Origin of the sequence: Delftia sp. WSY_22, assembly GCF_043104185.1 — a bacterium.
GTDB classification, from domain to species: Bacteria; Pseudomonadota; Gammaproteobacteria; order Burkholderiales; family Burkholderiaceae_C; genus Comamonas; species Comamonas tsuruhatensis.
Map to the genome: position 1 here is coordinate 160,897 of NZ_JBICKN010000007.1, position 19,564 is coordinate 180,460.

Consider the following 19,564-nt stretch of genomic DNA (forward strand, 5'->3'; position numbering starts at 1 on the left):
TTGGGGGTGTTTGCGAGAAAATTTCTCACCCTCCAAAAGTCCTCGCTTCCCATGACCAAGCACACCGCCCACCCTGCTCACCTGGCCGACCTGGACGGCTTCGACCGCGCCATCCTGGCCATCGTCCAGCGCGACAGCACGGTGCCGCTGCGCCTGCTGGCCGAGCAGGTCAACCTGTCCACGGCCGCCGTGCAGCGCCGCCTCAAGCGCATGCAGGCCGAAGGCGTGATCACCGGCCAGGCCGCCACCGTGGACCCCACGCGCGTGGGCCGGCCCATCACCATCATCGTGGAGGTCATGACCGAGCGCACCAGCATCGACGCGCTCAACGCCATGAAGTCGCACTTCGCCGTGCCCGAGGTCCAGCAGTGCTACTACGTCACGGGCGAGGTGGACTTCGTGCTCGTCCTCACCGTGGCCACCATGCAGGAGTACGAAGCCCTGGCGCGGCGCCTGTTCGCCGAGAACCCCAACGTCAAATGGTTCAAGACCATCGTGGCGCTGGACCGCGTGAAGGTGGGGCTGGAAATTCCCTGCGAGTGAAGGCCCTTTGGCGCAATCTTGACAGCCGTGAAACGGCCGCCTACATTTAGTGGAATGATCGTTCCAATTCAATGAGCCACCATGCGCACCAAGGACTTCGACCCCGATGACATCGCAGACGCCGCCATGCAGGTGTTCTGGCAGCGCGGCTACGCGGCCACCTCGGTGCAGGACCTGGTGGACGGCACGGGCCTGTCGCGCAGCAGCCTGTACGGCACCTTCGAGAACAAGCAGGGGCTGTTCCAGCATGCGCTGCGCCGCTATGAGGCCGTGACCACCTCCAACGTGGAACTGCTGTCCGGCCCGGGACGCGCCCGGGACCTGGTGCGGCAGCTGCTGCTGCGCATCGTGCAGGACGAATTGAGCGATGCCGGGCGTCGTGGCTGCCTGGTCGCCAATGCCGCGCTGGAGCTGGCCGGCCATGACGAGGCCGTGGCCGAGAGGGTGGCCGGCAACTTCCAGCGCCTGCAAAAGGCGCTGGAAAAGCTCATCCTGCGCGGCCAGCAGGAAGGCGATATCACCGACAGTAAAAAGCCGCGCGCCCTGGCGCGCTTCGTCCTGAACACCGTGCAGGGCCTGCGCGTGCTGGGCAAGGGCAGCAGCGCGCCGCAGCGCCGCCAGTGCCTGATGGATGTGGTCGACGTGGTCGACATGGCGCTGCAGGCGCAATAGCCGGCCACCCGCCACCCGCCGCGCGTATGTCGTGCCGTTGCGGGTTTTTATTTTCCTTGAATTGGAATGATCGTTCCAGTAATCCGGCTTTCAGTTTTCCGTGTCTGTTCCACTCTCTCATCACCCTGGAGTTCCCATGCATTCAAACCTTCAAACCACCATTGCCGTGCTCGGCACGGGCCTGATCGGTGCGCCCGTCGCGCGCAACCTGCAACGCAAGGGCTTCACCGTCCGCGCCTGGAACCGGACGGTCGCCAAGGCCCAGGCCCTTGCGGCGGACGGCGTTCAGGCCTGTGGCGATGCGGCCGACGCCGTGCGTGGCGCCCGCATCGTCGTCACTGTGCTCAAGGACGGGCCGGCCGTGCTGCAGGCCATGCAGGCTGCAGCGCCCGCATTGCAGCCGGGCACACTGTGGCTGCAACTGAGCACGGTGGGTGTGGACGCCATCGCGCCGCTGGCGCAGTTCGCCGATCGGCATGGCCTGGTGTTCTACGACTGCCCCGTGCAGGGCACGCGCCAGCCGGCCGAGCAGGGCCAGCTGGTCATCCTGGCCGCAGGCCCGCTGGCGCAGCGCGGCCAGGTGCAGCCGGTGTTCGATGCCATTGGCAAACGCAGCCTGTGGATTGCGCAGCAGGCAGGCGCCGCCAGCCGGCTCAAGCTGGCGCTCAACCACTGGGCCTTCGCACTCACGCATGGCCTGGCCGAAAGCCTGGCGCTGGCCAAGGGGCTGGACATAGAACCGTCCCTGGTGGTCGATGCCGTCACGGGCGGGCCCATGGACAGCGGCTTCTTCCAGGCCAAGGCCGCTGCCATGCTGTCAGGCCGCTACGACGCCAGCTTCACCGTGGCCAATGCCGTCAAGGACGCGCAGCTGGTGGCCGATGCCGCCGCCGGCGCAGGCCTGCTGCTGGATGGCGCCCAGGCCGGGCTGCGCCGCTTCGAGCGCGCGCTGGCCGCCGGGCATGGCGACAAGGACATGGCGGCATCCCACCTGGCATCCCATCCAGCCTCCCATGCCTGAGATGCGCAGCAAGGACAAGGCAATGAATTCGCCCATGGACACCTCCTTCGACACAGGCCTGCCACTGGGCAGGCTGCTGGCCCTGGCGATGGCAGGCTTTCTGGCCATCATGACCGAGGCCCTGCCGGCCGGCCTGCTGCCGCAGATCGGCACGGGACTGGCTGTGTCCGAAGCCATGGCCGGCCAGATGGTCACGTTGTACGCGCTGGGTTCGGTACTGGCCGCCATTCCCGTCGTGGCCGCCACGCGCGGCCTCAGGCGCCGGCCACTGTTCATGGCGGCGGTGGGCGGGCTGCTGCTGTTCAACAGCCTCACCGCGCTGTCCGGCCACTACGGCCTGACCCTGGCCGCGCGCTTTGCCGCAGGCATGGCTGCGGGCGTGATCTGGGGGCTGGTGGCCGGCTATGCGCGGCGCATGGTGCCGCCGCATCTGCAGGGGCGCGCACTGGCCGTGGCGGGCGTGGGCCAGCCATTGGCCCTGGCGGCCGGCGTGCCGCTGGGCGCCTGGCTGGGCAGCCTGTTCGACTGGCGCGGCGTGTTCTGGGCGCTGTCGGCGCTATGCCTGCTGCTGCTGGCCTGGGTGCGGCTGGGTGTGCCGGATTACGCCGGGCAGACGGCGCAGCAGCGCCTGCCCGTGGCGCGCATCCTGCTCATGCCCGGCGTGCGCCCCGTGCTGCTGGCGCTGTTCGGCTGGATGCTGGCCCACAACATGCTCTACACCTTCATCGCGCCCTTCCTGGCTTCGGCGGGTCTGGGGCAAAGGGTGGATGGGGTGCTGCTGCTGTTCGGCCTTGCGGCCATTGCCGGCATCTGGCTCACGGGCCTGCTGGTGGACCGCTGGCTGCGCGCACTCACCGTGCTGAGCCTGGCCTTGTTCGCCGTGTCTGCGTTGGTGCTGGGCCTGGCCGGGCAGTCGGCCGTGGCCGTTCTGATCGGCGTTGCGGCCTGGGGCCTGAGCTTTGGCGGCGCGCCCACGCTGCTGCAGACCGCGCTGGCCGACGCGGCAGGCGAGGGCGCCGACGTGGCCCAGTCCATGCTGGTGACGGTCTTCAACCTGGCCGTGGCGAGCGGCGGCGTGGCCGGCGGACTGCTGCTGGGCTGGCTGGGTGCCCGCGCCTTGCCCTGGGCGCTGGGGGTGTTGGCGCTGGCCTGCCTGTCCGTGGTCTGGCCGGCCAGCCATGCGGGCTTTCGGCCTGGGCGGCGCAGCATGGCTGCCTGAGGCACGGCCATCGCTGTTGCACCCGCATCGCTGTTCCCTAACAGACGGGGCAGCAAAGGGGCCACATGCCGCTGCGCATGTGGCCCTTGTTGCGTGCGATCAATCTTCCTATAATTGTTTTACCCCATGAACTGTGATTCATGGATAAAACAAATGGCACCTTCCTCGCCATGATCCACCGACGTTGATGGAGAAACACATGTCCGAATCCGCTCAGAACACGCCCCGCACCTGGGACCAGCCCGAAGGCTCCAGCTTCGAACAATGGATGGAATCGCGCGTGGCGCGGTTTTCCACGCGCAAGTACGACTTCGACGCGCTGAAGTTCCAGGCCGACTTCGATCCCAAGTACCGCCGTGGCCAGATGCGCTACATCGGCACGGGCGGCACGGGCGTGGCTGCGGACAGCAACACCATTCCGGCCGAGCACTTCACCTTCTCCACCATGGTCATCCCGGCCGGCAATGAAGGCCCCTCGCACCTGCACACCGATGTGGAGGAAGTCTTCTTCCTGATCCGCGGCAAGCTCAAGCTCGTGCTGGAGAAGGACGGCCAGCGCTTCGAGACCATCCTGACCGACCGCGACGTGGTCTCCGTGCCGCCCGGCGTGTACCGCGAGGAAATCAACATCGGCGACGAAGACGCGCTGATGTGCGTGATGCTGGGTGCCAAGAAGCCCATCACGCCCACATACCCGCCCGAGCACCCTCTGGCAAAAATCAAACGCTAGAAATGGAGCACCCCCTGAGGCGCTTCGCGCCTTCCCCCTTGAAAGGGGGACGACAGCCTCGCGGCGGGGCGGTGCAGCCGGCGCAGGCCCTCGCTTGCTGTCCCTGGCATGGATCGTGCCAGTCTCATGGCTGAAGGGCCATGCCATCGCCATGGATAACTGAAATGACCCCCTCGGTAACAGCATGCATGGAGCAGCGCCTTCAGGCGCAGTTCCCCGAACATCTCATCGCCCTGCCCGGGGGCGCCCAGGTCGCCTGGCGCGAGGCCGGCGACACGGCCTCGGACTTTGCCGTGGTGATGCTGCACGGCATCAGCTCGGGCGCCGCCTCCTGGCTGGACGTGGCCCTGGCGCTGGCGCCGCGCACGCGTGTGCTGGCCTGGGACGCGCCCGGCTATGGCCGCTCCACACCGCTGGCACCCGCCGCGCCCACGGGCGCCGACTACGCCCGCGTGCTGGAGCAGTCGCTGCAGGCGCTGGGCGTGCGCCGCTGCCTGCTGGTGGGCCACTCGCTGGGTGCGCTCATGGGCACGCCCTGGGCGGTGCAGGCCGGTGCCGGGCGCGTGCAGCAACTGGTGCTGATCAGCCCCGCTGGCGGCTATGGCGCACCCGGCATGGGCGAGCAGCAGGCCAAGGTACGCCAGGGCCGTCTTGCGGCCCTGCAGGAAAAAGGCATCGAAGGCCTGGCTGCCGCCATCGACCAGCGCCTGGTCTCCCCCGCCGCGCCCGAGCCCGTGCGCCAATGGGTGCGCTGGAACACGGCGCGCCTGCATGCCGCAGGCTACGCCCAGGCCGTGGAGCTGCTGTGCGGCAGCGACCTGGGGCAGGCGGAGGGGCACCTTGCCATGCCGGTCGAGGTCTGGGTGGGAGAGCACGACGTCGTCACGCCGCCGGCTGCCTGCGCGGCCTGGGCCGCAAGACTGGGGGCGCGGTACGTTACGCTTGCGGCAGCCGGCCATGCCTCTGTCGTCGAACAACCTGCGGATGTCGCACAGAGGCTGGCCACCCTGCTGACCTGATGGCCTACCTGCCCGAATTGCGATGAGCGATACCTCCGAAACCCTCTCCACCGACAACGACCGCTACACCGTCCCCGCGCTGGAGCGCGGCCTGCGCCTGCTGGCCTGCTTCACGCCTTCGCAGCCCGTGTGGAGCGCGCCCGACCTGGCGCGCACCCTGGCGCTGCCCCGGTCCACGGTGTTCCGGATGCTGACGACGCTGGAGAACATGGGGTATCTGCAACGCTCGGGCACCGAATACCGGCTGGGCCTGGCCGTGCTGCGCCTGGGCTACGACTACCTGTCCACCCAGCCGCTGGCCCAGCTGGCCGAGCCCGTGCTGCAGTCGCTGTGCGACCGGCTGGGCTTCACCACCAACCTGGCGCTGCTGGACGGCACCTCCGTGGTCTACGTGGCGCGCATCGCGCCGGCCGGCGCCTTCCAGGGCGCCGTGCGCGTGGGCTCGCGGCTGCCGGCCCATGCCACCGTGCTGGGCCGGGCACTGCTGCAGGACATGGACGCGGACCAGCTGCGCGCCCTGTTCGGCGGCAGCGAACTGCCCCAGTTCTCGGAAAGCACGCCGCGCAGCGTGGAACAGTTGCTGCAGTTGCTGCAGCAGGACCATGAACGCGGCTACGCCATGGGCGAGGGCTTCTACGAGCCCGGCGTCTCCAGCATCGCCGCGCCCGTGCGCGATGCGCAGGGGCGCATCGTGGCGGGCCTGGGCATGGCCGTGGCCTTCACCGAAATCGCTCCCGGCCGCATGGCCGACTGGGTGGAGCAGGTACGTGCCGCCGCCGATGAGCTGGCCGGCCACCTGCGCACCCAGCATCCCGGTTTTCTGCGCTGAACGGATGGTGGGCACACCGGCCGCCAGCGCATTCCTTCCCAGAAAGATATGACGATGAAGATTGCTGTGATTGGCTGCGGTGCGATTGGCGCCAGCGTGCTCGAACTGCTCAAGGGACATGCCGCCGTGCAGGTGGGCTGGGTGCTTGTGCCGGAAGTGACCGACGCCGTGCGCGCCACCCTGGTCCTGCATGCGCCCCAGGCGCGTGCCGTGCCTTCGCTGGCGGCCGAAGACCGGCCCGACCTCATCGTGGAGTGCGCGGGCCATGCCGCCATCGAGGAGCATGTGCTGCCCGCCCTGCGGCGCGGCATTCCTGCCGTCGTGGCCTCCATCGGCGCACTCAGCGCCCCGGGCATGGCCGAGGCCGTGCAGGCGGCGGCCGAGGCCGGAGGCACCCAGGTGCAATTGCTGTCGGGTGCCATCGGCGGCGTGGATGCGCTGGCCGCTGCGCGCATCGGCGGCCTGGATGAAGTGGTCTACACCGGCCGCAAGCCGCCCATGGCCTGGACCGGCACGCCCGCAGAACAGCGCTGCGACCTCGCCAGCCTCAAGGAAGCCTTCTGCATCTTCGAAGGCAGCGCGCGCGAGGCCGCCCAGCTCTACCCCAAGAACGCCAACGTGGCCGCCACCCTGTCGCTGGCCGGCATGGGCCTGGACCGCACCACGGTGCGCCTGTACGCCGACCCGGGCGTGGACGAGAACGTGCACCATGTGGCCGCGCGCGGCGCCTTCGGATCCATGGAATTGACCATGCGCGGCAAGCCGCTGGCGGCCAACCCCAAGACCTCGGCCCTCACCGTCTACAGCGTGGTGCGCGCCGTGCTCAACCAGGCCACGGCCATCGCCATCTGAGCCGCGCCGGGCACAGGCTCGCGGCACAATGGGCGCTTTCGCCCCGCAGGCGGCCCCCGGGCCGCCTTTGCTTTTTCCCTGTGCCGTTGAAAGAGAAGCCACCATGACCATCGCCATCCTCAGTGCCCTGCCGCAGGAACAGGAAGGCCTGGTCCATGCCCTGTCCGACGCCCAGGGAACGGCCCACGCCGGCCGCATGTTCTGGCGCGGGCGCCTGCACGGGCACGACGTGGTCTGCGCGCTGTCGGGCATAGGCAAGGTGGCGGCCGCCACCACGGCCACGGCGCTGATCGAGCGCTTCGGCGTGCGCCGCATCGCCTTCACCGGCGTCGCCGGCGGCCTGGGCGAAGGCGTGCGCGTGGGCGATGTCGTCGTGGCCGACGAATACCTGCAGCACGACCTGGACGCCTCGCCCATCTTCCCGCGCTGGGAAATGCCCGGCTACGGACGCACGCGCCTGCCCTGCGACCCTGAAATGACCGCCGCGCTGCTGGCCGCCGCCCAGGCCTGCGTGGCCGAGGCGGGCGAAGACCTGCGCGCCGCCCACGCCACCACGGCGCCGCGCGCGCACCAGGGGCTGATTGCCAGCGGTGACCAGTTCGTTGGCACGGCGGGCGCTTCTTCCGCGCTGGCGCAGGGCCTGCGTGCTGCAGGGCATGAAGTGCTGGCGGTGGAGATGGAAGGGGCTGCGGTGGCGCAGGCCTGCCTGGACTATGGCGTGCCGTTTGCGGCCATGCGGACTGTTTCCGATCGGGCGGATGACAGTGCGCATGTGGACTTTGCGGAGTTTGTGAGGGTGGTGGCGAGTCGGTATGCGTTGCGGGTGGTGGATGGGTTTTTGCGGCGGCTGTCAGCGCAGCGCTGAGCGGTAGTGCTTTTATGCCGCTGATGCCTGGAGAACCGTCGCATCGTCCAGTTCAAAGTGCAAAGCCGTGCCAAGCGCCACGCTGGCGCGGGCCAACGTGGCCAGGGTGACGCCGGTGTCGTTTTCGTCCAGCAGGCGGTTCACCACCATGCGGCTGGTGCGCATGCGTGTCGCCATCTCGGTCTTGCTGACTTTCTGGGCTTTCATCGCCTGTGCGAATTGCGAGGAAATCACCCGCTTCACTGCGATAGCTGTGGCCTCCTCAAGCAGGCCTTCTTCTTCGAGGAAGTCATCGAAATTGCTGCCTAGATGTTTGTTCATGGGGTATTCCTCAGCTTCTTGAGCCGGTTTCTGGCAGTTGTCAGATCCGGCGCGGGGGTCTTGGCCGACTTCTTGATGAAGCCATGCAGCAGAACCATTTTTCCATTCTGGGCCGTGAATAGGACACGTGCGATGCCATCGCCAATGCTGCACCGCACCTCCCACAGTCCTGGCTCCATCTTGCGTACTACGGGCATGCCCAGAGGCCAGTTGTATTGGACAGTCTTGATATCGGCGCCGATGGCTTTGCGGTCTTCCACCGTAAGTTCAAGAAGCCAGTCACGCACGGGCTCCTTGCCGGCATCGGACCGGTAGAAGACAACGGAAAGAATGGGCTCTTCCATCGGAAAAGTGTATCTAAAAAAGTACTATTTTGCTGCGTGTCGTTGCTGATGACCGTGTAGCCCGTGTGTCATCGGAGGCCAAAGCCTTGACGCTGGACGCGAGGGGAATTCCTGCTACTGCGATTGCTTGGTTTCGATGCCTGGTTCCTGGCCTGGCAGCCGATGGCCCATCTTGATGCGCCAATAAAGGTCAGGTCAAAGACGGCAACCCGAATGCCCGCGACCCCTTCGCTGTGCTCGGCCGGATGTGGCCGCCCTCGCGGCTATGGGCTTTGAGTGGGGTCGCAACCTACGCTTCTGGCTTCGCCTTGCACATAGTCGGCCAGTGACTCAGCGCCATCGCGGATGGCGCGCAGTGCGTGAGCCATGGCTTGCGGACGTCGCAAGTCTTCTGGGGCATGGAGGCTGGCCAATGCAAGTTGGGCCAGGGCCCGTATTTCGTTGCAGCCTTCCTGTACCCATCCATTGGTTTCGGTGATGGTGCGAGCCAGTTGCTCGAAGCTGGCGCGTGTGGGAAGAGCGGTGCGCTGATCGTTCATGTTTTCGTACTCCTGTGCGAGACGGAAACACCCGACCTGCGTTTTCAAGCGCAGAAAGGGTGGATGGGATGTTGAAAACACGCACACAGACGTGCGGGCAGCCTTGCGGGTAGCCCCATCCCATCCAAAACCGTGTGGACGTGCGGGTGCGATGCCCACTGTCCAAGTGTTCAGACGTGACGAGGCCTCACTTTCGGGGAGGCTCTGCCGCTGTGTGTTGATGGTGTTTTCAAGCACCAGCCCCGGAACAGGGGGCCACCGAAATCATAGAGGCATTCCACAACCCCGCCTCAAACCCCAGGCCGAGCGAAGCGACGGCCCGCACCCCACTCCCCGTATGAACGCGCCCGCAGGGCGGGCATGTTCTCGCAAGCCATAAAAACGCCCCCATCCAAAACACACCCAGACACACCTCTGTCATCCATTTCCCACACGTCTCCGTGTTTTCCCCAATCCCCCCCCGCCCCATCAGTCCTAAACTCACGCTTGTTTCAAGAAAAAAGTGTCATTTCAAATTTGAAACAGACACAAACCCCCTTCGATTGAGGTACGCCATGAACACCACGCCCTCCACAGGCCAGCTTGCCGGCCGCCGCATCCTCGTCACAGGCTCGGCGCGCGGCCTGGGCTTTGCGTTCGCCAAGGCCTTTTGCGAGCAGGGCGCGCGTGTCGCCATGGCCGATCTGCGCGAGGAGCTGCTGGCCGAGTCCGTGGCCCGGCTGCGTGCGCAGGGCTTCGAGGCCCATGGCTTCGGGCTGGATGCCGGCAATCCGGAGTCGATAGAGCGCTGCGCGCAGCAGGCCGTGCAGGCGCTGGGCGGGCTGGACGGCCTGGTGAACAACGCGGCCGTGACCGATTCGGGCGGCAAGGGCATGGACGACATCGATCTGGACAAGTGGGACCAGGTGATGAACGTGAACGTGCGCGGCGTGTGGCTGATGACGCGCGCCTGCCGCGCTGCGCTGCGCGACAGCGGCCGGGGCGCCATCGTCAACCTGGCGTCCGACACCGCGATGTGGGGCGCCCCGAACCTGATGGCCTATGTGGCCAGCAAGGGCGCTGTGATGGCCATGACGCGTTCCATGGCGCGCGAGCTGGGCGCCGACGGCATCACCATCAACGCCGTGGCGCCGGGCCTGGTGCTGGTGGAGGCCACGGAATACGTGCCCGAGCACCGCCACCGCCTGTACATCGACCAGCGCGCGTTGCAGCGCGAGCAGCGGCCCGAGGATGTGTCGGGCGCCGTGGCCTATGCGCTGTCCGATGGCGCGCGCTTCGTGACGGGGCAGGTGCTGCCCGTCAACGGCGGCTTCGTCATGAATTGAAGGGGTTTCGCCATGACCGACACCCCCTCTTCCGGGAATGCCGAGAGCGCCGACAGCGCGGACAACGGCGCCGACAAGTACATGGTGCCCGCGCTGGAGCGCGGCCTGCGCCTGCTGCAGGAGTTCGGGCGCGGCAATGCCACGCTGGGCGCGCCCGAGCTGGCCCGCCGCCTGCAGCTGCCGCGCGCCACGATTTTCCGCATGCTCAACACGCTGGAGGCCATGGGCTTTCTGCAGCGTGCCGAGGGCAGCAATGACTACCGGCTGGGCCTGTCCGTGCTGCGCCTGGGCTTCGAGTTCCTGTCGTCCATGGACCTGACCGAGCTGGGCCAGCCCGTGATCGCGCGGCTGTGCGGCGAGATCCGCTACCCCTGCAACATCGTGGTGCGTGATGGCCGCTCCATCGTCTATGTGGCCAAGGTCACGCCACCCACGCCGCTGACCAGTTCGGTGCGCGTGGGCACGCGCCTGCCTGCCCATGCCACGGCACTGGGCCGCGTGCTGCTGGCCGACCTGTCCCTGCCCGAGCTGCGCGCGCTTTATCCCGAAGAGCACCTGGAAGCGCACACGCCCAAGACGCCGCGCACGGTGCTGGACCTGTTCAACCTGGTCGAGGCCGACCGCGAGCGCGGCCATGTGTTCAGCGAAGGCTTCTACGAAAGCTCCATCTGCACCATCGCCGCCCCCGTGCGCGACCACAGCGGCCGCGTGGTGGCGGCGCTGGGCACGACGGTCCCCGCGCCCCATGTGGAGGAGGGCCGTGCCGTGACCCTGATCGCCGGCGTCTGCGACGCGGCGGCCGAGCTGTCCGAGCTGCTGAACTACCGCCCGCAAACGCAGACGCAAACGCAGACGGCACAGCTGCTTTCCCTCAATTCCCGGCGCGCAGGAGGCGGCCATGTTTGATTCCCAACTCAAGGACACCACGGCCGTCGTCACCGGCGGCTCTTCGGGCATTGGCCTGGCCACGGTCGATCTGCTGCTGTCGCAGGGCGCGCGTGTCGCCCTGTGCGGGCGCAGCGCCGAACGCCTGGAGCAGGCCGTGCAGCAACTGCGCGGGCGCCATCCCGAGGCCCGCCTGTTCGCCCAGGCCTGCGACGTGCTCGACGCCGCCCAGGTGCAGCAATTCGCGCGTGACAGCGAGGCTGCGCTGGGTCCGGCCTCCATCCTCGTGAACAACGCGGGCCAGGGCCGGGTCTCGACGTTTGCCAGCACCGACGATGCGGCCTGGACCGAGGAGCTGCACCTGAAGTTCTTCTCGGTGCTGCATCCCACGCGCGCCTTTTTGCCGCAGCTCGAGCGCACGGCTGAGCCGGCCATCGTCTGCGTCAATTCGCTGCTGGCCTCGCAGCCCGAGCCGCACATGGTGGCCACCTCGGCCGCGCGCGCCGGCCTCAAGAACCTGGTGCGCTCCATGGCCACCGAGTTCGCACCCAAGGGTGTGCGCGTCAACGGCATCCTGGTCGGCCTGATCGAGTCCGGCCAGTGGCGCCGCCGCTTCGAGGCGCGCGAGGACCGCAGCCAGGACTGGAACGCCTGGAGCGCCGACCTCGCCCGCAAGAAGTCCATTCCGCTGGGCCGCCTGGGCTCGCCCGACGAGGCCGCGCGCGCCATCTTCTATCTCGCCACGCCCCTGTCCTCCTACACGACCGGCAGCCACATCGACGTCTCCGGTGGTCTTGCACGGCAAGCGTAGTGCTCCAGCCCCTTCACCCGATTCAAAGCAGAACATGACTTCTTCCGCATCCAAAATCACCGTCGGCGCCGTTGTGGCCCAGTTCCTCGAACACTGCGGCGTGCAGGCCGCGTTCGGGGTGATCTCCATCCACAACATGCCCATCCTGGACGCGATGCATGCGCGCGGCAGGGTCCGCTTCGTGATGGCGCGCGGCGAGGCCGGCGCCGGCAACATGGCCGATGCCTGCGCGCGTTCCACCTCCAGCCTGGGCGTGTGCATCACCAGCACCGGCCCGGCCGCCGGCAACATCGCCGGCAGCCTGGTGGAGGCCTATACGGCCGGCACGCCGCTGCTGCACATCACGGGCCAGATCGAGACGCAGTACCTGGACCAGAAGCTGTCGTACATCCACGAGGCGCCCGACCAGCTGACCATGCTGGGCGCCGTGTCCAAGGCGGCGTTCCGCGTGCGCAGCGCCGAGACCTGCCTGTCCACCCTGAAGGCCGCCGTGCAGGCCGCCATGACCGCGCCGACCGGCCCGGTGAGCGTGGAGATTCCCATCGACATCCAGCAGACCGTGATCGACATGCCGGCCGACCTGTCGCCGCTGCCGGTGGCCGTGCTGGCCCCCAGCGAGGCCGCGCTCGACGCCCTGGCCGACACGCTGGCCAAGGCGCGCCGCCCGCTGCTGTGGCTGGGTGGCGGCGCACGCCACGCAGTCGCTGCCGTGCAGCGCCTGAAGGCGCTGGGCTTCGGCATCGTCAGCACGGGCCAGGGCCGCGGCATCGTGGCCGAGGACGATCCGGCCTCGCTGGGCGCCTACAACATCCAAAAGCCCGTGGAGGCCTTCTACCAGCGCTGCGACGCCATGCTGGCCGTGGGCACGCGCCTGCGCAGCAACGAGACGCTGAAGTACGAACTGAAGCTGCCGCGCCCGCTGCTGCGCATCGATGTGGACGCCGCCCAGCAGGGCCGCTGCTATGCCGATGACGGCTTTGTCTGCGGCGACTCGGCCCTGGCGCTGACAGGCCTGGCCGACCGGCTGGAGGCGCGCGGCTACAAGGCCGACCCCGAGCTGCTGGCCGACCTGCGCCAGGTGCACGACGAGGCCGTGGCCACCATGCGCGACGGCCTGGGCCCGTACAGCGTGCTGGTGCAGGAGCTGCAAAAGGCCGTGGGCCGCAACTTCAACTGGGTGCGCGACGTGACCGTCTCCAACAGCACCTGGGGCAACCGCGAGCTGCGCTTTTTCGAGCCCAACGCGGGTGTGCACGCCACGGGCGGCGGCATCGGCATGGGCATGCCCATGGCCATCGGCGCGGCCGTGGGCGCGGCGGTCAGCGGCTCGGGCCGCAAGACGCTGGGCCTGGCGGGCGATGGCGGCTTCATCCTGAACCTGGGCGAGCTGGCCACGCTGGTGCAGGAAGAGTGCGACACCCTGATCGTGCTGATGAACGACCAGCGCTACGGCGTGATCCAGAACATCCAGGACGCCTCCTACGGCGGCCGCCGCTGCTATGTGGAGCTGCACACGCCCGACTACGCGCAGCTGTGCGCCTCCATCCAGCTGCCCCATGCCCGCGTGCAAGACCTCAAGGAGCTGCCGGCGGTGCTGCAGTCGGCCTGGACGAAGAAGGGCCCCTTCCTGCTGGAGATCGACATGCGCGCCATCGGCAATTTCAAGGCCACGTTCTCTGGCCCGCCCGTGAACAAGCTGGACCAGATCCCGGCCACCACCACGGCCACCAAGGCCGCCTGAGGCGGCTGGATTCGAACGAACGAGAGAGGCTCACCATGTCGAACCTGGAACTGCTCCCCATCAACATCGCCGGCGAATGGCGCCTGGGCGGCGGCGGCGAATCCACCACGCTCTATCCCGCCACCGGCGAAGTGGTGGGCCGCCTGCGCGCGCCCAGCCTGGAGGATGTGGAGGAGGCCATCCAGAAGGCCGACCACGCCTTCCGCACCAGCGGCTGGGCACAGAAAAAGCCCCATGAGCGCGCGGCCGTGCTGCACCGCGTGGCCCAGCTGATCCGCGAGCGCGCCGAGCCCCTGGCCCAGCTGCAGCGCCTGGACAACGGCAAGCCCATCAAGGAAACACGCATGCTGGTGGCCAGCGCCGCCGCCACCTTCCAGTTCTTTGCAGCGGCCTGCGAGACCATGGAGGAAACCATCACGCCCTCGCGCGGCGACTTCATGACCATGAGCGTGTACGAGCCCATGGGCGTGGTGGCGGCCATCACGCCGTGGAACTCGCCGATCGCCAGCGAGGCGCAAAAGCTCGCTCCGGCGCTGGCCGCCGGCAACGCCGTGGTCGTCAAGCCCGCCGAGGCCACGCCGCTGCTGGCGCTGGAGCTGGCCAGGATCTGCGAAGAGGCCGGCGTGCCCAAGGGCCTGGTCAGCGTGCTGCCGGGCCGGGGCTCGGTGATCGGCGACGCCATCACCAAGCATCCGCTGGTCAAGCGCGTGTCGTTCACGGGCGGCACGTCCACGGGCAAGCACATCGCCCACATCGCGGCCGACAAGATGATGCCGGTCTCGCTGGAGCTGGGCGGCAAGTCGGCCACCATGGTGCTGGCCGATGCCGACATCGACCATGCCGTCAACGGCGTGCTCTACGGCATCTTCAGCTCCTCGGGCGAGTCGTGCATCGCGGGCTCGCGCCTGTTCGTGGCGCGCAGCCTGCATGCCGAATTCATGCAGCGCCTCACGGCCAAGGCCGCCGCGCTGCAGGTGGGCGACCCGGCTGACGAGCGCACGCAGATGGGGCCGCTGATCACCGCCAAGCACCGCGAATCCATAGAGAGCTATGTGGCCCTGGGCCTGTCCGAGGGCGGCCGGCTGCTCACGGGCGGCCAGCGGCCCGAGGGCGCGCAGTTCGAGCGCGGCTACTACTACCGCCCCACCATCATCGACGGCGTGAAGAACGACTGGCAGATCTGCCAGCAGGAAATCTTCGGCCCCGTGCTCGTGGCCATGCCCTTCGACAACGAGGACGACCTGCTCGCCCAGGCCAACGACAGCGTCTACGCGCTGGCCGCCGGCATCTGGACGCGCGACTACAAGAGCGCCTGGCGCATTGGCCGCGCCGTGCAGGCCGGCACGGTCTGGATCAACACCTACAAGCAGTTCTCCATCTCCACGCCCTTCGGCGGCTGGCGCGACAGCGGCCTGGGCCGCGAGAAGGGACGGCTGGGCATACAGCAGTACATGGAGCAGAAGAGCATGTACTGGGGCTTGAACGAGAGCCCCATCGCTTGGGCAAATTGAAGGAGCACGACATGAGCGTACTGGGCATAGACGAAATCACCTACGGCGCGGACGACCTGGCCACCTGCCGCCGCTTCTTCCTGGACTGGGGCCTGGCGCTGGTGCAGGAAGCGGACGACCGGCTGGTGTTCGAGACCCTCAACGGCTGCCGCGTGATCGTGGCCACCGTGGACCATCCCGATCTGCCGCCCGCCATCGAGGCCGGCCCCACGCTGCGCGAAGTGGTCTGGGGTGTGGAAAGCGAGGCGGACCTTGCGCTGTACGCCAGCCGCATTGCCGCGCTGCCGGGCTTCACACAGGGCCAGGGGCGCATAGGCTGCACCGACCCCAACGGCCTGTCCGTGCGCCTGCAGGTCACGCAAAAGCGTGATGTGGATGTGCAAGGCGCCGCCTACAACACCTGGGACCGCAAGGACCGCGTCAACCAGGCCAGCCCGGCCTACGAGCGCGCCCAGCCCATCGAGGTCGGCCATGTGGTGTTCTTCGTCAAGGACGTGCAGGCCTGCGAGCGCTTCTACGTGGACAACTTCGGCTTCGCGGCCTCGGACCGCTACCCCGAGCGCGGTGCCTTCCTGCGCTGCGCACCCGACGGCGGCCACCACGACATCTTCCTGCTGCAGCGCCCCGCCAAGGACGCTGGCCTGAACCACGTGGCCTTCACGGTGCGCGACATCCACGAGGTCTTCGGCGGCGGCATGCACATCTCGCGCTGCGGCTGGGACACCCAGCTGGGCCCGGGCCGCCATCCCGTGTCCTCGGCCTATTTCTGGTACTTCCGCAATCCGGCCGGCGCCCTGGTCGAGTACTACGCCGACGAGGACCAGCTCACCGCCGACTGGCAGCCCCGCGAGTTCGAGCCCGGCCCCACGGTGTTTGCCGAATGGGCCATCGATGGCGGCATCGACGGCAACACCCGGCGCCAAAAGGGCGTGGGTACCAGCGACGGGAAATTCATCACCGACAAGCGGCATTGAGACCGCGCCTGACGGCCTACCCCCACAACCCAACCACCCCACGGCCCCCACCATGAACAAGTCACGTCGCCAGGTTTCTCTTGCCGCTGCATTCCTGGCTGCAGCCACGCTGTCCGGCACCGCGATGGCCCAGGCCTATCCGGCCAAGCCCATCACCATCATCGTGGCCTATCCGGCCGGTGGCGACACCGATGCCATGGCGCGCCTGTATGCCGAGAAGCTGTCCACGCGCCTGGGCCAGCCCGTGCTGGTGGACAACCGCCCCGGCGCCAGCGGCACCATCGGCAGCGTGCATGTGGCCAAGGCCTCGCCGGACGGCTACACGCTGCTGCTGGCGCCCAATACCTTCGCCATCGCGCAGTTCGTGCTCAAGACGGCCTCGGGCTCCAGCTACGACGTGCTGCACGGCTTCACGCCCATCGTGCAGACCAGCGTGCAGCCCATGTTCGTGGCCACCAACCAGGCCTCGGGCATCAAGGACATGAAGACCCTGATCGCCCAGGGCAAGCGCGACGGCCTGACCTACGCCAGCCCCGGCAGCGGCTCGCCCATGCACATCCTGGGCGAGATGTTCAACCGCGCCGCCGGCACGCGCATCGCCCACATTCCCTACAAGGGCGTGGCACCCGCCGTCAACGACCTGATCGGCGGCCATGTGCCCACGACCTTCATGACCTGGGGACCGATCGCGCCCTACGTCGGCGGCAAGGTCGCCGCCCTGGCCGTGGCCGACAGCCAGCGCAGCGCGCTGGCCCCCAATGTGCCCACCCTGGCCGAGCTGGGCGTCAAGGATGTGGAAGTGTCCGCATGGCAGGGCCTGTTCGGCCCCAAGGGCATGTCGCCCGAGACCGTGAAGCTGCTGAACACGCACCTCAACGAGATCCTGAAGATGCCCGACGTGGTCTCCAAGATGGCCACCTTCGGCGCGCTGCCCGCAGGCGGCGAGCCCGCGCGCCTGGAAAAGACGAATGCCGCCGATTTCAATCGCTTCGGCAAGCTCATCAAAGACCTGGATATCAGGGCTGATTGAGCACCCCCCACACAAGACAGTTTTCGAAGGAGAGAACCATGGCCGCTGATCGCTATCTCGAGCCGCACCAGGCGCGCGAACGTGCCCCCACCCTGATGGAAGACCTGCTGGGCGATTCCATCGAACGCGCCTTCGGCGAAGGCGTGCAGACCCTGCCCGAACTGGTGGCCTACCTCAACCGCAGCGGCCCCTCCGGCGAGAACGGCGAGGCCTGGACCGAAGACAGCTTCCAGGCGCTGATGGCGCGGCTGGGCTATTGATACCGAGCAGGACTGGAGAGCCCCATGAACGTACAAACCATCACCATCGATCCGGTGGACGGCCTGCTCAACAAAGGCCTGAAGAACCTCTGGTACGCGGTCTGCCCCTCGGACTTCGTGAAGACCCAGCCCGTGTCCGTGCGCCGCTTCGGCCGCAAGATCGCGCTGTGGCGCGATGCTGCCGGCCAGGTCCACGCGCTGGAAGACCATTGCCCGCACCGCGGCGCGCCGCTGTCGCAGGGCGTGATCCTGGGCGACCGCCTGGCCTGCCCCTACCACGGCGTGGAAGTGCGCTGCGACGGCACCGTGACCAAGGTGCCCGGCAGCCCCGGCTGCAAGCTCGAAGGCTCGCGCGCGGCGCTGGCCTTCCATGCGCGCGAGGCGCATGGCGCCATCTTTCTCTACAACAGCGACAAGGCCGTTGACGAGGCGCCCGAGTTCACGCTGCCCGAGGAGCTGACCTCGCCCGAGTACTCCAACTTCCTGTGCTATGCCGAGTGGCGCAGCGACTACCGCTATGCGCTGGACAACGTCATGGACCCCATGCACGGCACCTTCCTGCACAAGCAGTCGCACTCCATGGCCGAGGGTGACAGCAAGGCCACGTTCCAGGTGCGCGAGACCGATGACGGCTTCGTCTTCGAGAAGGTGGGCCAGCGCGGCGTGAACTTCGACTGGACCGAGTGGGGCAGCACGGGCGTGCACTGGATGCGCCTGGAGATCCCCTATCCCAAGACCGGCGGCCCCGGCGGCAACTTCGCCATCGTGGCCTGCGTCACGCCCATCAGCGCCGACCTGTGCGCCGTGTTCTTCTGGCGCTGCCGCAAGGTGCAGGGCTGGATGCGCGACACCTGGCGCTTCCTGTACCGCAACCGCCTGGAGGCGCGCCACTGGGCCGTGCTGGAGCAGGACCGGATCATGATGGAGCAGATGGAGCTGGACGCCAACGAGCGCGAGAACCTCTACCAGCACGACATCGGCCTGGTGCGCCTGCGCCGCCACCTGCGCCGCCTGGCCCAGGAGCAGATCGACGAAGGCGCCGCATCATGAGCACCAACCTCCAGGCCTTCGTGCACACGCTGCGCTTCGAGGCCCAGGACACCATCAGCGTGGACCTGCGGCCCGTGGCGGGCGGGGAGCTTCCCGCCTTCACGCCGGGCTCGCACATCGATCTGCACCTGCCCAACGGCCTGGTGCGCAGCTACTCGCTGAGCAACCCCAGCGAGGAGCGCCACCGCTACGTGGTCGGCGTGCTGCGCGACCGCGCCAGCCGCGGTGGCTCGCGCTGCGTGCACGAGTCGCTGCGCGTGGGAATGCCCATCACCATCTCCGAGCCGCGCAACCATTTCGCGCTGGACGAAAGCGCCGCGCACACCGTGCTGGTGGCCGGCGGCATCGGCATCACGCCGCTGCTGTGCATGGCACGCCGCCTCAAGGGCCAGGGCCGCTCGTTCGAGATGCTGTACTTCGCCCGCGAGCGCAAGGGCGCGGCCTTCCTGGAAGAGCTGCAGGCGCTGGGCATGCCGCTGCACCTGCACTTCGACAGCGAGGCCGGCGGCCCGCCCGACCTGCGCGCGCTGCTGGCCCAACGCCAGCCCGACGCGGGCACGCACCACTACGCCTGCGGCCCCACGCCCATGCTGGACGCCTTCGAGAAGTTCTGCGCCGAGCTGGGCCACGCCAACGCCCACATCGAGCGCTTCACGCCCGTGGAGGTCAAGGCCGCCGACGATGCGCGCAGCAACTACACGGTGGAACTCAAGCGCAGCGGCCGCTTCATCGAGATCACGCCCGAGAAGTCGCTGCTCGACACCCTGCTGGATGCCGGCATCCAGATGGACCACAGCTGCTGCGAAGGTGTCTGCGGCTCCTGCGAGACGCGCGTGCTCGAAGGCATTCCGGACCACCGCGACTCGGTGCTCAGCCCCAAGGAAAAGGCCAGCAACAAAGTGATGATGGTCTGCGTTTCCGGCTGCAAGAGCGAGCGACTGGTCCTGGATATCTGAGCAGGCAATCAGACCTGCAGGGCAACAACCCACCACCCCCAAGCCACCCCCCAAGCCACCACCCCCA

The 19,564-nt window shown here is 68.0% G+C and carries 22 protein-coding genes; 19 read left to right on the forward strand and 3 right to left on the reverse strand.

From position 1 onward, the window contains the following. The first annotated feature begins 51 nt into the window (after positions 1-51). The 9 genes from ACF8NF_RS05780 to ACF8NF_RS05820 all read left to right on the forward strand — a co-directional run bounded on the left by ACF8NF_RS05780 (position 52) and on the right by ACF8NF_RS05820 (position 7,750). Complete coding sequence (locus tag ACF8NF_RS05780) at positions 52-543, forward strand: Lrp/AsnC family transcriptional regulator (protein ID WP_016449824.1); 492 nt, start codon at positions 52-54, stop codon at positions 541-543. Between the two features lie 81 nt (positions 544-624). Further along, on the forward strand, positions 625-1,215 hold the full coding sequence (locus ACF8NF_RS05785) for a TetR/AcrR family transcriptional regulator (RefSeq protein WP_013804518.1): 591 nt from the start codon (positions 625-627) through the stop codon (positions 1,213-1,215). 136 nt (positions 1,216-1,351) lie between these two features. Next, complete coding sequence (locus ACF8NF_RS05790) at positions 1,352-2,236, forward strand: NAD(P)-binding domain-containing protein (RefSeq protein WP_017406315.1); 885 nt, start codon at positions 1,352-1,354, stop codon at positions 2,234-2,236. 22 nt (positions 2,237-2,258) lie between these two features. Then, a complete protein-coding gene (locus ACF8NF_RS05795; RefSeq protein ID WP_034363546.1) occupies positions 2,259-3,455 on the forward strand; it encodes an MFS transporter in 1,197 nt (398 codons plus the stop codon). A gap of 199 nt (positions 3,456-3,654) precedes the next feature. Beyond that, entirely contained in the window at positions 3,655-4,185 is a 531-nt protein-coding gene (locus tag ACF8NF_RS05800) for a cupin domain-containing protein (protein WP_016449821.1), read from the forward strand. 188 nt (positions 4,186-4,373) lie between these two features. Continuing rightward, positions 4,374-5,204: an alpha/beta fold hydrolase gene (locus ACF8NF_RS05805; protein ID WP_392450244.1), complete on the forward strand. Its 831-nt coding sequence runs from the start codon at positions 4,374-4,376 to the stop codon at positions 5,202-5,204. A 22-nt stretch (positions 5,205-5,226) separates the two neighbouring features. Beyond that, the gene (locus tag ACF8NF_RS05810; RefSeq protein WP_047217879.1) at positions 5,227-6,033 is read left to right on the forward strand and encodes an IclR family transcriptional regulator; all 807 of its coding nucleotides are present in this window, start codon (positions 5,227-5,229) and stop codon (positions 6,031-6,033) included. Positions 6,034-6,087: 54 nt separating this feature from the next. Beyond that, entirely contained in the window at positions 6,088-6,885 is a 798-nt protein-coding gene (locus ACF8NF_RS05815) for an aspartate dehydrogenase (protein ID WP_392450246.1), read from the forward strand. A gap of 103 nt (positions 6,886-6,988) precedes the next feature. After that, on the forward strand, positions 6,989-7,750 hold the full coding sequence (locus ACF8NF_RS05820) for a 5'-methylthioadenosine/adenosylhomocysteine nucleosidase (RefSeq protein ID WP_013804513.1): 762 nt from the start codon (positions 6,989-6,991) through the stop codon (positions 7,748-7,750). Between the two features lie 12 nt (positions 7,751-7,762). Here ACF8NF_RS05820 and ACF8NF_RS05825 read toward each other — a convergent pair whose 3' ends face one another. From ACF8NF_RS05825 to ACF8NF_RS05835, 3 genes are all read right to left on the reverse strand, one after another. Continuing rightward, on the reverse strand, positions 7,763-8,071 hold the full coding sequence (locus ACF8NF_RS05825; RefSeq protein ID WP_016449816.1) for an XRE family transcriptional regulator: 309 nt from the start codon (positions 8,069-8,071) through the stop codon (positions 7,763-7,765). Next, positions 8,068-8,415, reverse strand: a complete 348-nt coding sequence (locus tag ACF8NF_RS05830; protein WP_017406311.1) for a type II toxin-antitoxin system RelE/ParE family toxin — start codon at positions 8,413-8,415, stop codon at positions 8,068-8,070. The genes ACF8NF_RS05825 and ACF8NF_RS05830 overlap by 4 nt, the downstream gene beginning before the upstream one ends. 263 nt (positions 8,416-8,678) lie before the next feature. Next, a complete protein-coding gene (locus ACF8NF_RS05835; protein WP_046989307.1) occupies positions 8,679-8,954 on the reverse strand; it encodes a hypothetical protein in 276 nt (91 codons plus the stop codon). Positions 8,955-9,508: 554 nt separating this feature from the next. On the opposite strand from ACF8NF_RS05835, the gene ACF8NF_RS05840 reads away from it, so the two are divergent. The 10 genes from ACF8NF_RS05840 to ACF8NF_RS05885 are packed head-to-tail and all read left to right on the forward strand — an operon-like array spanning position 9,509 to position 19,497. Next, complete coding sequence (locus ACF8NF_RS05840; RefSeq protein WP_012202888.1) at positions 9,509-10,279, forward strand: SDR family oxidoreductase; 771 nt, start codon at positions 9,509-9,511, stop codon at positions 10,277-10,279. 12 nt (positions 10,280-10,291) lie between these two features. Further along, positions 10,292-11,185, forward strand: a complete 894-nt coding sequence (locus tag ACF8NF_RS05845) for an IclR family transcriptional regulator (RefSeq protein ID WP_043791569.1) — start codon at positions 10,292-10,294, stop codon at positions 11,183-11,185. After that, a complete protein-coding gene (locus ACF8NF_RS05850) occupies positions 11,178-11,975 on the forward strand; it encodes an SDR family oxidoreductase (RefSeq protein WP_047217882.1) in 798 nt (265 codons plus the stop codon). Before ACF8NF_RS05845 ends, ACF8NF_RS05850 begins: the two co-directional genes overlap by 8 nt. 34 nt (positions 11,976-12,009) lie before the next feature. Beyond that, positions 12,010-13,716: a thiamine pyrophosphate-binding protein gene (locus ACF8NF_RS05855; RefSeq protein WP_034363429.1), complete on the forward strand. Its 1,707-nt coding sequence runs from the start codon at positions 12,010-12,012 to the stop codon at positions 13,714-13,716. Positions 13,717-13,751: 35 nt separating this feature from the next. Beyond that, positions 13,752-15,227 carry an aldehyde dehydrogenase gene (locus ACF8NF_RS05860; protein ID WP_034389880.1) on the forward strand — a complete coding sequence of 492 codons (1,476 nt, stop codon included), beginning with the start codon at positions 13,752-13,754 and terminating at the stop codon, positions 15,225-15,227. A gap of 11 nt (positions 15,228-15,238) precedes the next feature. Next, positions 15,239-16,201 (forward strand): VOC family protein, encoded by a 963-nt coding sequence (locus ACF8NF_RS05865; RefSeq protein ID WP_016452044.1) that lies wholly within the window; start codon positions 15,239-15,241, stop codon positions 16,199-16,201. A gap of 52 nt (positions 16,202-16,253) precedes the next feature. Further along, complete coding sequence (locus ACF8NF_RS05870) at positions 16,254-17,231, forward strand: tripartite tricarboxylate transporter substrate binding protein (RefSeq protein WP_043791572.1); 978 nt, start codon at positions 16,254-16,256, stop codon at positions 17,229-17,231. 38 nt (positions 17,232-17,269) lie between these two features. Beyond that, positions 17,270-17,491 (forward strand): recombinase-like helix-turn-helix domain-containing protein, encoded by a 222-nt coding sequence (locus ACF8NF_RS05875; RefSeq protein ID WP_016452043.1) that lies wholly within the window; start codon positions 17,270-17,272, stop codon positions 17,489-17,491. Positions 17,492-17,515: 24 nt separating this feature from the next. Further along, complete coding sequence (locus ACF8NF_RS05880; protein ID WP_016449104.1) at positions 17,516-18,541, forward strand: aromatic ring-hydroxylating dioxygenase subunit alpha; 1,026 nt, start codon at positions 17,516-17,518, stop codon at positions 18,539-18,541. Beyond that, positions 18,538-19,497, forward strand: coding sequence for a PDR/VanB family oxidoreductase (locus ACF8NF_RS05885; protein ID WP_016449105.1), 960 nt, complete (start codon positions 18,538-18,540; stop codon positions 19,495-19,497). The genes ACF8NF_RS05880 and ACF8NF_RS05885 overlap by 4 nt, the downstream gene beginning before the upstream one ends. Positions 19,498-19,564 lie beyond the last annotated feature (67 nt).